The organism is Pseudomonas kurunegalensis (genome assembly GCF_030291635.1).
Lineage (GTDB): Bacteria > Pseudomonadota > Gammaproteobacteria > Pseudomonadales > Pseudomonadaceae > Aquipseudomonas > Aquipseudomonas monteilii.
Genome location: NZ_CP127871.1, coordinates 4,751,049 through 4,764,876, shown reverse-complemented (window position 1 = coordinate 4,764,876; position 13,828 = coordinate 4,751,049). Strand labels below are relative to the sequence as shown.

The window sequence follows — 13,828 nt, the reverse complement described above, 5'->3', positions numbered from 1 at the left end:
TCGTAGCGCCATTAGTGCCCGCGTTAATGGCGTCAATATGGCGGCCATTAACGCCTTGAGTCGGCCTACCTACTCCTGGCTCTTTCACCCGTGTAGTTTAAGAAGCTTGTATCGCCTCGTGTCGAAATATTGAGGGCTCGTCCTGGGCGTGGGAGGGAAGGGCAACACCCCAGGGATAAGCCGGGATGGATGACCGTTCGTACTGATAAACAATTGCCGAAGGTAGCAGTCGTCGATCATAGATACGCCCCAGATTGAATACCACACTGTTTGGGGCGGCGATGATGAGATGAATTGTCTTAGCCCCTTTAGCTGACAGTTCCTTGAGGATTTGCAGGAACTGTTCTGCCAAGGCGCTTTGCTTTTCAAGGGACCAGTGGGCGTTGGACGAGAGATTGTTCATTTTCATATGTAAAATGGGCAATCCTGGAAAGGTGGTTGCGATACCGGGCTCGTCCACTGGGTAAGAAATCGAAAGCGCTAGGACAACTTCCTCTACCTGGCCGGTGATTTTAGACACAGTTTGAAGTCTCTGATTGTCGTCAACACCGTTTTGAATCAAGCGCCATTGTCCGGCTCCCAGGCGGTCCCAATCGAAAACCTTAATTTTGCCTCCCCCGTCATCAATCAGGCAGCCAGTCAAAAACGTGAATGGCACGGCCATGAGTCCGCCGTAGACGATCTCAATATCGTTTTTGTTCTGCCCATCAAGGCGTCGGACCAGATCGCCTCTGCCGTCTATCACCTTTTTCAGGGCGGCCTCTGGGTTGGTGATGCGGCCCTCGGTAATTCCTTCGCGAATGTCGACAAGGATGGTGTCGACGTTGCCTCCGATGGTGTCTCTTACTGCGGAGTCCAAAGGGCTATCAATCTTGAATAGACCTTTCTGCTCAAGGATGATGACGCGTTGTCGGGCTAACTGCTTACGGTCCTGCAGGTTGAGGAAAACCCCAGCCAAAATCATCAGTACGCCAACGCCGAAGGCAATCAGGCTGATCCAGGTAGCAGACCCTCCTGATGTGTCTAAGCTGGCTTGTAGCTGGGTAGAGTCGCTTTTATACGCAATCTGTCCGGCTATTCCGCCGGCTAGCGAGAGCCCTATCACCACAGCGCCGTTGCGGATCAGTGTTACGCCAAGATTTTTGGGGCGGACAAACCAGTCGACTAGCTTTCTTCCCCAGTTCAGCAATTCTTCCTTAAGCATAAGTACATCCTTACGTCTGATGGGACACTGCAGCCTCACGACTGACTACAGGTGATTAGTTGATCGAGGATAAATACGGTGAGCCAATAAAAATTTACATATCAGCGGGTCAAAAAAGCTGTTAACGCTGGCAGGCATGATATCAAAATGTCCTCATGGTTACGGTTTTTTTGCAAGCCTTGGACGCGGCATGTTTCCGCCGGTCGTAAATGGAGACTGCGTCGGGTTGACATGCTAAGCAAGCTAATGATTGAATGTTTTCACTTACTCACTTAGGGTTTTTCTCATGTCTAAACTCGCTGAATTTCGCGCTCTTGAGCAGAAGCTTGCGGCGCAGCTGGCCGAGCTGGAAAGCTTGAAAAATGACAACGCGTTGAAACAAGAGATTGAGTTCGAAGGAAAGCTGCGTACTTTGTTGGGAGATTACGGTTATAGCTTGCGCGACGTGATTCAGATTTTGGACCCGAGCGCTCGCGCAGAAGTAGCCGTCTTGCCGGCCAAAAATGCTCGGAAACCTCGCCAGGTGAAGGTCTTTAAAAACCCCCATACGGGAGAAGTGGTTGAAACCAAGGGCGGGAATCACCGTACATTGAAAGAATGGAAAGCTCAGTACGGCGCCGGCACGGTAGACTCCTGGCTTTCCTGAGCCCCCCCACTGATGCTGTTTTTCAGCAGAGGGGCCGGATGGGCAGCGGCCCCTGTACGCTTCGAGGTTTGAGTGCTGATGCGTTGGTAGAGTCAGGCGCTGAGCAGGACAGGTGTTGTAGGATTTCTAAGGCGTGGCGGGGTTTGGAGTGACGATGAATACCCGATTCAGAGTAACCATTGAAGACTGGGATGGAGACGGAGCAGTCCGCATACCTGATCAAGCCTTGCAAGAGCTTGGCGTTGACGTTGGGGACTCCCTCTATCTGATTGAAGAATTCGTCGGCACCAGTCGCTGTTTGGTCTTGTCGAAGACGCCAAAAATTCCTGATCGGGTGGACGAGCTGTTTGGCGCTTAAATAAATATTGCCATATTTCTGAACGCTCGAATGCTAGCCATTTTTTCTAGTAGGATGGTGAACTGGGCCGCACAGATCGTTAGATTTCTATCCAGGGGGTAGGGGAGTGAGTAGTGAAGAACTTTATATTTCTGTAGATATCGAGGCTTCAGGACCAATCCCTGGAGAGTACAGCATGCTTTCCCTTGGGGCGTGTGTTGTCGGGCAGCCAGATCAGGCTATCTACCTGGAGCTAAAGCCAGAAAGCCGAAGACATGATCCTGAAGCGTTGGCTGTAACGGGATTCGATCTGAAGGAGTTGGCAGTTACAGGAACCGCCCCTACGAAGGCGATGCAGGCGCTTGCAGAATGGTTGGCCGATGTCAGCTCGCCCGACCAAAGAGTGGTATTTGTCGGTCTGAATGCTCCCTTTGATTGGTCGTTTGTCAATTATTACTTTCATAAGTATGTGGGTGAGAACCCCTTCGGGTTTGCGGCGCTTGATATCAAGGCGTATTACATGGGGGCTTTCAATCTCGATTGGAAGCAGACCAAGTCATCGCACATGAGTGCAAATTTACTACCGCAGACATCTGCCACACATAACGCGCTAGATGATGCACGCTACCAGGCAGAGCTTTTCCAACTGATGCTGCAGCGCAGGGCTACGCTGCTCTGATCAGTTAGCCAGGGCGGCCTCTACGCACTTTCCGTCACGGAACAACCACGCCTTGATGCCGTCGGGGTTGGGGGATAGGCCCACAATCACTGCGATCGGGTGGGGTAGTTCCTGCGCGTAGCGTGCTGCGAATCGAGAGAAGCTTGCTATATCCGTCGGTGAAATAGCCGGGACGGTTTGTGGGTGAGTATGCCAATACCCCACAAGTCGGAGCCCTTGTGAGTTGGCCAATTCAATTTCCTTCCGGCAACGATGAGCGTCGAGTTCCAACCAGGTCCATCCCGCGCGGTCTGCTGCATGTGGAGGTGTGGCGAGGCTCATCGTCAAACCCTCGGGGTTGGCTAGGTCGATAAACAGTTGGCCACCTCGTTCAGTTCTCCATGTCCGTTGCCTGTACTGATCGAGTACATCGGCAACAGCATGCGAAACACGCAAGCGAACATCAATGCCGGGCCATTGCCATGTCCACGCTATCGCACTCACTCCTTACCACTCTCCGCATTTGGCCACTCGCGTTCTAGCACAGTGTGTTGGGCGCCATCTGCCAAGGCTGGCCCACTGTAAATGCCCCCATGCACAGGAATGTCTTGAGGCCGATAAATACTTGTGGTCCACACAGGCTTGCCGATCTGCCCAGTCAGCGCCCTTAAAGCTACTTGCGTAACTAGAGATGCCACGTTGGCCATACCTGAAGCGTTTCCAGGGATGAAGGTTTGGCCACACGCCGGCAGTGAAACGACTCCGTTACCGTTCGGCCACTCGGTGTACTTGAAGTTGAAATTCCCAGCGTCATCGAACAAGGACCGTCCATCATGCTCACCTTTGGGTGCCAAGAGCGCATGACCAACAAATGAGTGGGGCTCGCTCCACGCTTGCAGGAGACTCCAGCCTGCAGCTTGCGCTTTGCGGAACCAGAGTGCTACTTCCGATGACCAGTCTGCGGTGGTGACGATTACCATGTCTGCGTTTTCGAAAATTTCCGGCATCCTGAGCAGCATGAGTTCGGCGAAATCCATGAAGCCCGTAACCTTAACGGTAGGTAGATCATGCGTAATCTTCAGGGCGAGAGCAGCCGCTTTTGACTGAGCGAGATCATCTGTGCCCAGTACATGGCGCCCTAGATTCGCCGACTCTAGGATGTCAGGGTCAATGAGAACGAGCTCTCCTACTCCCGAGCGGGCGAGTTGTAAAGCAACGGTACTCCCTAGCGAGCCGACGCCGACCATTACGACCTTGGACTTTTCCAAGCTCTTCGCAGTATCGCTGAGGTCACGGGAAAGGATGTCGTTCCGATCCAACACATTGAGGAAGGCCCCTCTCACCAGAACAGGCGAGTGGGATGGCTGGTTCTTCCCTGACCATCGCCGAGCTGAGCGAAAACCATACCAGCGGCCATGGTCTGGCTGTTTGCTGTAAGAGCGGACATCTAGGCAGTACAGGGGCGCACCTGGGGGGCCTGGCAGCTCAATTACAAGCCACCGATTGGCCAGTGAGCCCTTACCGGAGAACCAGGCCAGGAATTTCTTGCTATCGTCCGGACTAAGGTGCGGTGTCAACCATTCCAGTAAGTGATCAGGTGCTGGGAATCGGATATCGGGATAGGTCAGCAACTTCAGATAGAACCCCGCGACCGCCGGTGCTTGGATTTTCGCGCTTAACTCAAGAGTCCGTTTGCTATGCGTTCTGAGTAATTGCACATCTGGTGCAAGCCAGGCAGTACGGGTGCGTCGGGCTGGGCGGGGGTCGCTAGTTGCAAACAGTTCTGATGCCGCCTTAGGCCTCTCCAACAGCAAGACATCTTGAGGAGAAAGATCAAGCTGCATGTTCCAATACGAGGTAAATTCGTTTTGGAACTCGGCATCCCGCAATGCGGGATCTGCATCTATTCGAACAAACTCAAGAATTGCCCCAAGCCGGACGAGGCAGTCCTGTACCACTGTTTCTGGATCTCCTGTAATTGGCCGTTCGCGGAAACCGTGCAGACAGAGCCCTGATTTCGTGGCATGCGGCCATGCGAGCCAGGGGGACGGCTCGACTTGGATCCTCAGCGAGACCAATGGAAACTGGTTTGGAAACGCGATGCGCAGCTGCCTTTCAACGCCGGTGTAGTCGGGGGGGAGAGGCAACAGAAAGCAGGCAGCTTCGCCTTGTTTTCGATCGGTGGTTCTAAGGATCGAAGTCGCGACTTCCTCACCCACAAAGGCGCGAAGCGCGGCGATGCCACGCTCCACGGCCGGGGACAGATTGGGCTTAACCGAGGCGTTCAACTGGCTTCACATTCGTTTGTGGAGTGGCGTGGCTGGAGCTGCCAAAGATTGCAGTGGCGGCTAGAATATTTTTGGTGGTGCCAACTTTTCGACCAGCCATCGTCCAATGCCCAGGTATTTCGTTATTGACTTCCGTAATCACACTTTGGCCGATCCCAAAGCTTCGCTTCATGACGTTGGCGAATGAATCAGCGCTGTCGTGGGGCTGCAGGCCAAGCATAAAGGCAACCAATGCACTCGCATGCCAATTGTCGAAGGCTTGGCAATATTTGTGCCCTTCCTCAGGCCTATTCCATTTCTCGGCGAAATTTTCACCGGGGTCCCGTGGATTCAGTACATAGTACTGTCCTGCAAAGACTCTGATCTCTTCCGGTATTTTTTCCACTATCTTGAGGATCGCATCGATCGGAGTCAGCGGAGTGTGATGTGACTCCTTTACCACCTTGAGATAGGCATGAGTTGCCAGGGTGGTGATCACAGCAGAGATGGGCCGGTAGTTCTCATTTCGCGTTTCGATTGCCCATTCATCGCGGTGCCGTTTAAGCAGCTTGATAGTGGCTCGCAAAGGATCGAGCTTGTCGTACTCCTGATACGAGGGAAGGGGCTCTTGGGTGGCAGAGTCCATCGCCCGACTCTCATTGGCTACAAAGCTCTTGAATAACGCCAGAGAGATCTTTTGCTCTGAAGCGCTATGTAGCCAATCCGCGTAGGGGATTGGGCTGCTGGCCTTCCAGCCGGTGACACGGTCAGGTACCTCAAGTTTTCCTTGACCGTCACTCTCGTCGTTACCTTGCACCGCGCGCGCAGGGGTGACATCAATGTGGAATCCTGGATTTTCGTCAGCGTATTCGATACGAATGCCCCGGCGCAGCTGGACTATCTCGGATTGCACTCGGCTACCCTCGCGGAAACGCTGCTCTATAGCTGCTAGAACTGTGTCCGCATCCGCATGACCGGCATTTGGAAGCCAGACGATTGCATCAGCATCGATAGTGCCGAGATCTTTGGGGGCATCTTTGACTGGATTGATCGTAGTCCTGAGGCGCATTGAACCCTGGGGGAAGATATGTGCCCCAGCGAGCAAAGGATTTGTAGAGGCCGAGAGAATTTTCTGCAGTTGTGAATACCTATCCTCGATCACCTCGTATTGACTCGCAGTCAAAGAGATGCTGCTTGCAGCGCGTAGCAGTAGGCGCTCCCAGCTACTACGCCTGGTCGATTCATCTTGCGTAATCATGGTCGAGTCTCGTCAGAAGTGTGGCCCAAGGTCATAATGCGTCTGAATGGCTGCAATAGCTCCATTCTTTCGCGCATTCAACGCATATGCTTCCTGATGCTCCGGCGTTGCCAGAATCAATCTCGTTAGATTTACCGGCAATGAAGGTATTAACGCTTGCCAGTTGTAAGTTGTGCGCTTGTAAATCATTTGTGCGACCGCAGAGTGAAATCCCTAAGGTGCTCACAAAGATTGTTTGGCTAAAGTTGCCACAGGCTATAGCTTGTGCTCCTGTGGTGCTCGCTGTCATATTGACGGCGCTTTTTTGACATCGCTGTGCTGAAGATTAAATCCTCACGGCTACGCACTGAAGATAGGGGGCTGGATATTCTTTCTAGGCAAGATTTGACCACGGATTCATTTGGAAGTCAAAGTAGATTAATTATGATGAAACGTTTCATCTGGTGTATATTTTGAAACAAAACAAAGTGTTTTCGAATCGTAATTTGCAATTTAATTCGTACGGGGTGAGTGTGACTTAATATGTCGCACTCGGGCTGCATGTGTACTACTGTCGACGCTTTCCTTATTTTGAAGCACTCAACTGCTGAATAGAGGGACATGGGTCGTGTGCGAACGGAAAGAGCGTGATTGTTGCAACTAATTTCAAGCGCTGCACGTTTCAGGGGGAGGCGCAGCCGTCGCAGGCTAGATGACTACTGCTTGTTTACTTTTCTTGAGGGGCGGCCGCTTTGAGCGCGCTTTGTATACTGATTTTAAAATTTGCTGACCTTGGTCTTTACGCTTTCCGTACACTCGATCCTCATAGTAGGTTTCGTCAATCGTGTGGTAGACGATCGAGTTTGGCACTTCATTGTCATCGAAGCCTATCTCAAGTTTGACCAGTGCTTCGGTGCGCCAGGTCCTGGACCGGTTAGCGTGAGGAGGGGTTGAAATAATAATTTGTACAATACGTATTTGCTCATCCCGTTGACAGCATTCGAGATAGTCTATGAGTGCTCGCGGTGTCGCCAGCAATATTACGCCGAAGGTGAGCTTGGGATCTCCTCGCTGCTTAGTGTGAACCTGGAAGAATGTCTCGCTGGTATCGACTCTAGGCCAACTCTTATGGCTGGGGTCGACCTTGCCTATATGAGTGATGACCTCTTCCTGGGGATCTGAAACAAACACGGCTTGAAACCTCGATCAAAACGGATACGGAGCGGGGGTCGTACTGATTAATTGGTAGTACATCGAATTTTCTCATATATGCTGCATGCAGCATAGTGTTTGAGTCCGCATCAGGGCTTCATCGTTCCTTTTGTGGGTAACCCGATGGAACGCAAGTTGGCTTTTGGCTCCGCGCTTAAGGAGGTGCGGGTACGAAAGGAGATCGCACAAGAACAGCTGGGGGCGAGTCAATCTTTCGTTTCCACGGTTGAGCGCGGCATTCGCAGCCCAACGATCGAAAAAATGGAAGAATTTGCTGAGCGACTAGGCGTGAATCCTGCGACCTTGATTGTCTTGATGCAGGTCGGTCAGGAGGGAGATGTGGACGTGCTTCTGGCTAAAATCCGGGATGAAATCAGAGCGCTGAAGCGGGTAGGGGTTTAGCCGTTCTTGTGATTGCCGCAGTACCGATCAGGTACAGCTCTAGTCTTTACGAAAAAGCCACCTTGGCCCTTGCGGCCCAGGTGGCTTTTTTCATTTCATGCGCTTATTTGGTGCGAGAATTCGGAAAGTCTGAAATTTGTTCGGTGCTCGCTGAAAAATAAGGCCCGGACAATCAGTCCCAGCTCAGTGCACCACCGGTCTGATACTCAATCACGCGCGTCTCAAAGAAGTTCTTCTCTTTCTTCAAGTCCATGATCTCGCTCATCCAAGGGAACGGGTTGGTAGTCCCTGGATATTCTTCTTTCAGACCAATCTGGGTCAAACGACGGTTAGCAATGAACTTGAGGTAATCCTCCATCATCGCCGCGTTCATGCCCAGCACGCCGCGTGGCATGGTGTCTCGGGCGTATTCGATCTCCAGCTGGGTCCCTTGCAGGATCATCTGGGTCGCTTCTTCCTTCATCGCCGCGTCCCACAGGTGCGGGTTCTCGATCTTGATCTGGTTGATCACGTCGATGCCGAAGTTCAGGTGCATCGACTCGTCACGCAGGATGTACTGGAACTGCTCGGCCACGCCGGTCATCTTGTTACGGCGGCCCATGGACAGGATCTGGGTGAAGCCGCAGTAGAAGAAGATGCCTTCCAGTACGCAGTAGTAGGCGATCAGGTTGCGCAGCAGCTCTTTGTCGGTTTCGACGGTGCCGGTGTTGAATTCCGGGTCGGAGATGGCGCGGGTGTACTTCAGGCCCCAGGCGGCTTTTTTCGCGACCGACGGGATCTCGTGGTACATGTTGAAGATCTCGCCTTCATCCATGCCCAGCGACTCGATGCAGTACTGGTAGGCGTGGGTGTGGATCGCCTCTTCGAAGGCCTGGCGCAGGATGTACTGGCGGCACTCCGGGTTGGTGATCAGGCGGTACACGGCCAGGGCCAGGTTGTTGGCAACCAGCGAGTCGGCGGTGGAGAAGAAGCCCAGGTTGCGCATGACGATGCGGCGCTCGTCTTCGGTCAGGCCGTCCTGGCTCTTCCACAGGGCGATGTCGGCGGTCATGTTGACCTCTTGCGGCATCCAGTGGTTGGCGCAGCCGTCCAGGTACTTCTGCCAGGCCCAGTCGTACTTGAACGGTACCAGCTGGTTCAGGTCGGCGCGGCAGTTGATCATGCGCTTTTCGTCTACCGCAACGCGGGCAGAGGAACCTTCCAGCTCAGCCAGGCCTTCGGCAATGTCGAGGGCGTCGAGGGCGGCCTTGGCACGTTTGACCGCTTCGGAGTCAGAGGCGGTGGCCGCGCGGGCTTCCAGGGCGGCGGCACCACCGGCGCTGTCGAGCTTGTCGAGGGTGGCGGCGGCAGCGGCCTGCGCAGGGGTGTTGCCTTTGGCGGCTACTTCGCCGTCTTCCTTGTCGAATTCGTCCCAGCTCAGCATGGTGATTGGCTCCTGCTTGAGGGTCGCCCTGGGGCAACCGGTTGGATTTTAAGAATGTGATGCCTGACGCACGGCCAATGGGCAAATGATCAGCTCGAGAGGCTGACTCTCGTTTACATCTGAATGTGTTCTGGCTTGTACCTGGCCAGGCCTCGGGGAGGGGCCAGGACAATTGAATGGTGCTCTTTTCAGAGGGCGCAAAGTATACCGGAATTCAGCTTCGATCGGGGCGCGCGTGTTGCCGGCGAGGGTAACTTTTTCGACCGGTTTTGCGTGCGTCCGTTCATGAAATGGCTGTGTTCGTCTACGGGGGGAGAGTGTAGCGCCAACCTATATGTTGTGCCAGTTCAAATTTAAAGGCACACCATATAGTGTTTTCGGGTGGCATATGTTGTCTGCGCCGGCCTCATCGCCGGCAAGCCAGCTCCCACAGGTACCGCGCCATTCTGGAGGGCGATGCAGTACCTGTGGGAGCTGGCTTGCCGGCGATGAGGCCAGGTCAGGCAACACTAGCTGCGGTGGGTATGCAGCGTTTCGACAATGTGCGTCTTGGGCTGCTTGCGTGCTGCTTCGACCGAGGTGAAGCGGCCGGTTTCTGCGTTACGGCCAATCTTGCGAGTTGCCACTTTTTTCCGCGCCATGGGCTTGCGTCCTTTTTAGAGAGGTCCAGTCCTTTTACCGAACCGCATCCGCAGCGGGAAAAGGGCAGGGCTTCTCAGTGACGCAGATACAAAAATGCCGCGCGGGGCACCCGTAGGCACCCCGCGCGGCATCCAGGCCTTACTGGCAGGCTTCGCAGTCAGGCTCGTCGATCGCGCAGGCCTTCGGCACTGGCGCTGGGCCGGCTGCCTGGACCGGGGCGCTGTCGCCACCGCTGGAAACGGCGTTGAGCTTGCCGGTGTTGATGGTCGACTTCTCGGTGCTGGTCGCGGCCAGGGCACGGAGGTAGTAGGTGGTTTTCAGACCACGGTACCAGGCCATGCGGTAGGTCACGTCCAGCTTCTTGCCCGAAGCGCCAGCGATGTACAGGTTCAGCGACTGAGCCTGGTCGATCCACTTCTGGCGACGCGAGGCGGCATCGACAATCCACTTGGTCTCGACTTCGAACGCAGTGGCGTACAGGTCTTTCAGCTCTTGCGGGATACGCTCGATCTGCTGCACCGAACCGTCGTAGTACTTCAGGTCGTTGATCATGACCGCGTCCCACAGGCCGCGGGCTTTCAGGTCGCGGACCAGGTACGGGTTGATTACGGTGAACTCGCCCGACAGGTTCGATTTCACGTACAGGTTCTGGTAGGTCGGCTCGATCGACTGCGAAACGCCAGTGATGTTGGCGATGGTCGCGGTTGGCGCGATGGCCATGATGTTCGAGTTACGAATACCTTTCTGTACGCGAGCACGCACTGGAGCCCAGTCCAGGGTCTCGTTCAGGTCGACGTCGATGTACTTCTGGCCACGGGCTTCGATCAGGATCTGTTGCGAATCCAGTGGCAGGATGCCCTTGGACCACAGCGAACCCTGGAAGGTCTCGTACGCACCGCGCTCATCGGCCAGGTCGCAAGAAGCCTGGATGGCGAAGTAGCTGACCGCTTCCATCGACTTGTCGGCGAACTCGACCGCAGCATCGGAACCGTAGGCGATGTGCTGCAGGTACAGAGCGTCCTGGAAGCCCATGATGCCCAGGCCGACAGGGCGGTGCTTGAGGTTCGAGTTACGCGCTTGTGGCACCGAGTAGTAGTTGATGTCGATCACGTTGTCGAGCATGCGCACGGCGGTGTTCACGGTGCGTTGCAGCTTGGCGGTGTCCAGCTTGCCGTCGACGATGTGGTTCGGCAGGTTGATCGAGCCCAGGTTGCAGACTGCGATCTCGTCCTTGTTGGTGTTCAGGGTGATCTCGGTGCACAGGTTCGAGCTGTGGACCACGCCCACGTGCTGCTGCGGCGAACGCAGGTTGCACGGGTCCTTGAAGGTCAGCCACGGGTGGCCGGTCTCGAACAGCATCGACAGCATCTTGCGCCACAGGTCTTTGGCCTGGATGGTCTTGAACACCTTGATCTTGTTGTACTCGGTCAGGGCTTCGTAGTACTCGTAGCGCTCTTCGAAGGCCTTGCCGGTCAGGTCGTGCAGGTCTGGCACTTCCGAAGGCGAGAACAGGGTCCACTTGCCGTCATCGAAGACACGCTTCATGAACAGGTCAGGGATCCAGTTGGCGGTGTTCATGTCGTGGGTACGACGGCGGTCATCACCGGTGTTTTTACGCAGCTCGATGAACTCTTCGATGTCCAGGTGCCAGGTTTCCAGGTAGGCACATACGGCGCCCTTGCGCTTGCCACCCTGGTTCACGGCAACGGCGGTGTCGTTGACCACTTTCAGGAACGGTACAACGCCCTGGGACTTGCCGTTGGTGCCCTTGATGTAGGAGCCCAGTGCGCGAACAGGGGTCCAGTCGTTGCCCAGGCCACCGGCGAATTTCGACAGCATGGCGTTGTCGTGGATCGCGTGGTAGATGCCCGACAGGTCGTCCGGCACGGTGGTCAGGTAGCAGCTGGACAGCTGCGGGCGCAGGGTGCCGGCGTTGAACAGGGTCGGGGTCGAGGCCATGTAGTCGAAGGACGACAACAGGTTGTAGAACTCGATCGCGCGGGCTTCCTTGTCTTTCTCTTCCAGCGCCAGGCCCATGGCCACACGCATGAAGAACACCTGCGGCAGCTCGAAGCGCACGCCATCCTTGTGGATGAAGTAGCGGTCGTACAGGGTCTGCAGGCCCAGGTAGGTGAACTGCTGGTCGCGCTCGTGGTTGATCGCCTTGCCCAGTTTTTCCAGGTCGAAATCAGCCAGGGCAGGGTTCAGCAGCTCGAACTCGATACCTTTGGCGACGTAGGCCGGCAGGGCCTTGGCGTACAGGTCGGCCATTTCGTGGTGAGTAGCGCTGTCGGCTACGCTCAGGAAGCCCAGGCCTTCGGCGCGCAGGGTGTCCATCAGCAGGCGGGCGGTGACGAACGAGTAGTTCGGCTCGCGCTCTACCAGGGTACGGGCGGTCATCACCAGGGCGGTGTTGACGTCCTTGATGGCCACGCCGTCGTACAGGTTCTTCAGGGTTTCGCGCTGGATCAGGTCGCCATCGACTTCGGCCAGGCCTTCGCAGGCTTCGCTGATGATGGTGTTCAGGCGGGCCATGTCGAGCGGCGCCAGGCTGCCGTCGGCCAGGGTGATGCGGATGGACGGGTGCGGCTCGACCACGGCATCGGTGTTGGCGCGGGTGGCACGCTCCTTGGCACGCTGGTCGCGGTAGATCACGTAGTCACGGGCGACTTTCTGCTCGCCGGCGCGCATCAGGGCCAGTTCGACCTGGTCCTGGATTTCTTCGATGTGGATGGTGCCACCCGATGGCATGCGACGTTTGAACGTGGCGGTAACCTGCTCGGTCAGGCGCGCGACGGTGTCGTGGATGCGCGACGAAGCGGCAGCGGTGCCGCCTTCAACTGCGAGGAACGCCTTGGTGATGGCCACGGTGATCTTGTCGTCGGTGTAAGGGACGACAGTGCCGTTGCGCTTGATCACGCGCAGTTGGCCAGGGGCGGTGGCGGCCAGATCCTGGTTGGAATCGGCAGCTTGCGGCACCTTGGCTTGCGGGTTCTCGCGAGTTGTGTCGGTTTGCATGGGTGGGTGTCTCCACAGTTTCTATAGTGTTCAGGCGCCTTTTGGGCGCCCACCGTTCCGTCCACTTGCTCGATGCCCCGGCGGGGATGCGCAATGCATGCGCATCCGCCCGCGCGGGCGTACCGACTTCGGGACAGACTCAGGAATTAGGGCAATAGCTCGCCGCTCCCTGGCCGAAGTCAAAGGTTCTGGGCCTGAGCCCAAAATCTGTTGCTGATGAGTGTCAGGCCTGGCCTGCAACACCCATACCCGAACAAGGCCCTGGAAGGGCTTGCCTCGGTCGCCTCCGCAGGAGCGGTTTGGCTGCTGAAATCACTTGAAGTTCAGCCCGGAAAATCGCTCGATTTTGCGGGTTGACTTTTGTGTGTGATTTTGCACGAACCCCAACATCTAGTGGTTCGCTGCGATCGGGATACAAGATAATGCGGTATTGGGGCCTTTGCAAGGCGAGCGCCTGTGGATAACTTGTGCGTACTTTGTGTGTGAATGGTGGGTATTCGCTGTAGGCCTTGTGCCAAGTGGTTTGCAGTATTTTTCTGCGCCTTGCTGCCCCGGGGCAGTTTTTTTCGGGCGCGAACCCTATCACAAAAAACGGTTCAGTCGAGGGGGCGGCAGGCAGGTTGGCAGTATCCGGAAGCGGGACGTAGTATCCGGGGCAGATGTTGCCTTTTGGTTAAAAGGTTATGTTGCCTGTGCCGGCCTCTTCGCGGCTAAAGCCGCTCCCACAGGGATCGCACCGCTTTCGAAACCTGTGCAGCACCTGTGGGAGCGGCTTTAGCCGC

At 55.6% G+C, this 13,828-nt stretch carries 12 protein-coding genes; 4 read left to right on the top strand and 8 right to left on the bottom strand.

The genetic code is table 11. The features are described 5' to 3' along the window. Positions 1 to 97 precede the first annotated feature (97 nt). Positions 98 to 1,204, bottom strand: a complete 1,107-nt coding sequence (locus tag QQ992_RS21745; protein WP_286110977.1) for an SAVED domain-containing protein — start codon at positions 1,202 to 1,204, stop codon at positions 98 to 100. Positions 1,205 to 1,490: 286 nt separating this feature from the next. Here QQ992_RS21745 and QQ992_RS21740 point away from each other — a divergent pair, with 286 nt between their 5' ends. The 3 genes from QQ992_RS21740 to QQ992_RS21730 all read left to right on the top strand — a co-directional run bounded on the left by QQ992_RS21740 (position 1,491) and on the right by QQ992_RS21730 (position 2,866). Continuing rightward, positions 1,491 to 1,850 carry a histone-like nucleoid-structuring protein, MvaT/MvaU family gene (locus QQ992_RS21740; protein WP_286110976.1) on the top strand — a complete coding sequence of 120 codons (360 nt, stop codon included), beginning with the start codon at positions 1,491 to 1,493 and terminating at the stop codon, positions 1,848 to 1,850. A gap of 154 nt (positions 1,851 to 2,004) precedes the next feature. Next, positions 2,005 to 2,208, top strand: a complete 204-nt coding sequence (locus QQ992_RS21735; RefSeq protein WP_286110975.1) for an AbrB/MazE/SpoVT family DNA-binding domain-containing protein — start codon at positions 2,005 to 2,007, stop codon at positions 2,206 to 2,208. Between the two features lie 106 nt (positions 2,209 to 2,314). After that, positions 2,315 to 2,866, top strand: coding sequence for a 3'-5' exonuclease (locus QQ992_RS21730; protein ID WP_286110974.1), 552 nt, complete (start codon positions 2,315 to 2,317; stop codon positions 2,864 to 2,866). Here QQ992_RS21730 and QQ992_RS21725 read toward each other — a convergent pair whose 3' ends face one another. From QQ992_RS21725 to QQ992_RS21710, 4 genes are all read right to left on the bottom strand, one after another. Further along, positions 2,867 to 3,187 carry a Mov34/MPN/PAD-1 family protein gene (locus tag QQ992_RS21725; RefSeq protein ID WP_350156413.1) on the bottom strand — a complete coding sequence of 107 codons (321 nt, stop codon included), beginning with the start codon at positions 3,185 to 3,187 and terminating at the stop codon, positions 2,867 to 2,869. It lies immediately after the preceding gene. Between the two features lie 158 nt (positions 3,188 to 3,345). Further along, positions 3,346 to 5,133 carry a ThiF family adenylyltransferase gene (locus tag QQ992_RS21720; RefSeq protein WP_286110972.1) on the bottom strand — a complete coding sequence of 596 codons (1,788 nt, stop codon included), beginning with the start codon at positions 5,131 to 5,133 and terminating at the stop codon, positions 3,346 to 3,348. Beyond that, the gene (locus tag QQ992_RS21715) at positions 5,117 to 6,370 is read right to left on the bottom strand and encodes a nucleotidyltransferase domain-containing protein (protein ID WP_286110971.1); all 1,254 of its coding nucleotides are present in this window, start codon (positions 6,368 to 6,370) and stop codon (positions 5,117 to 5,119) included. Before QQ992_RS21715 ends, QQ992_RS21720 begins: the two co-directional genes overlap by 17 nt. A gap of 687 nt (positions 6,371 to 7,057) precedes the next feature. Beyond that, positions 7,058 to 7,540, bottom strand: a complete 483-nt coding sequence (locus QQ992_RS21710; RefSeq protein ID WP_286110969.1) for a hypothetical protein — start codon at positions 7,538 to 7,540, stop codon at positions 7,058 to 7,060. Between the two features lie 144 nt (positions 7,541 to 7,684). On the opposite strand from QQ992_RS21710, the gene QQ992_RS21705 reads away from it, so the two are divergent. Further along, positions 7,685 to 7,963 (top strand): helix-turn-helix domain-containing protein, encoded by a 279-nt coding sequence (locus tag QQ992_RS21705; RefSeq protein ID WP_286110968.1) that lies wholly within the window; start codon positions 7,685 to 7,687, stop codon positions 7,961 to 7,963. Positions 7,964 to 8,135: 172 nt separating this feature from the next. Here QQ992_RS21705 and QQ992_RS21700 read toward each other — a convergent pair whose 3' ends face one another. From QQ992_RS21700 to QQ992_RS21690, 3 genes are all read right to left on the bottom strand, one after another. Further along, positions 8,136 to 9,386: a ribonucleotide-diphosphate reductase subunit beta gene (locus QQ992_RS21700; RefSeq protein ID WP_105945509.1), complete on the bottom strand. Its 1,251-nt coding sequence runs from the start codon at positions 9,384 to 9,386 to the stop codon at positions 8,136 to 8,138. 509 nt (positions 9,387 to 9,895) lie between these two features. Next, positions 9,896 to 10,027 carry a hypothetical protein gene (locus tag QQ992_RS21695; protein WP_256589582.1) on the bottom strand — a complete coding sequence of 44 codons (132 nt, stop codon included), beginning with the start codon at positions 10,025 to 10,027 and terminating at the stop codon, positions 9,896 to 9,898. Between the two features lie 139 nt (positions 10,028 to 10,166). Further along, on the bottom strand, positions 10,167 to 13,046 hold the full coding sequence (locus QQ992_RS21690) for a ribonucleoside-diphosphate reductase subunit alpha (RefSeq protein WP_286110967.1): 2,880 nt from the start codon (positions 13,044 to 13,046) through the stop codon (positions 10,167 to 10,169). Positions 13,047 to 13,828 lie beyond the last annotated feature (782 nt).

Excerpts from the sequence above, each read along its gene's own strand:
- QQ992_RS21725 (WP_350156413.1), bottom strand. The coding sequence starts at position 3,187 with ATGAGCCTCGCCACACCTCCACATGCAGCAGACCGCGCGGGATGGACC.
- QQ992_RS21700 (WP_105945509.1), bottom strand. The coding sequence starts at position 9,386 with ATGCTGAGCTGGGACGAATTCGACAAGGAAGACGGCGAAGTAGCCGCC.
- QQ992_RS21735 (WP_286110975.1), top strand. The coding sequence starts at position 2,005 with ATGAATACCCGATTCAGAGTAACCATTGAAGACTGGGATGGAGACGGA.
- QQ992_RS21695 (WP_256589582.1), bottom strand. The coding sequence starts at position 10,027 with ATGGCGCGGAAAAAAGTGGCAACTCGCAAGATTGGCCGTAACGCAGAA.
- QQ992_RS21715 (WP_286110971.1), bottom strand. The coding sequence starts at position 6,370 with ATGATTACGCAAGATGAATCGACCAGGCGTAGTAGCTGGGAGCGCCTA.
- QQ992_RS21740 (WP_286110976.1), top strand. The coding sequence starts at position 1,491 with ATGTCTAAACTCGCTGAATTTCGCGCTCTTGAGCAGAAGCTTGCGGCG.
- QQ992_RS21705 (WP_286110968.1), top strand. The coding sequence starts at position 7,685 with ATGGAACGCAAGTTGGCTTTTGGCTCCGCGCTTAAGGAGGTGCGGGTA.
- QQ992_RS21690 (WP_286110967.1), bottom strand. The coding sequence starts at position 13,046 with ATGCAAACCGACACAACTCGCGAGAACCCGCAAGCCAAGGTGCCGCAA.
- QQ992_RS21745 (WP_286110977.1), bottom strand. The coding sequence starts at position 1,204 with ATGCTTAAGGAAGAATTGCTGAACTGGGGAAGAAAGCTAGTCGACTGG.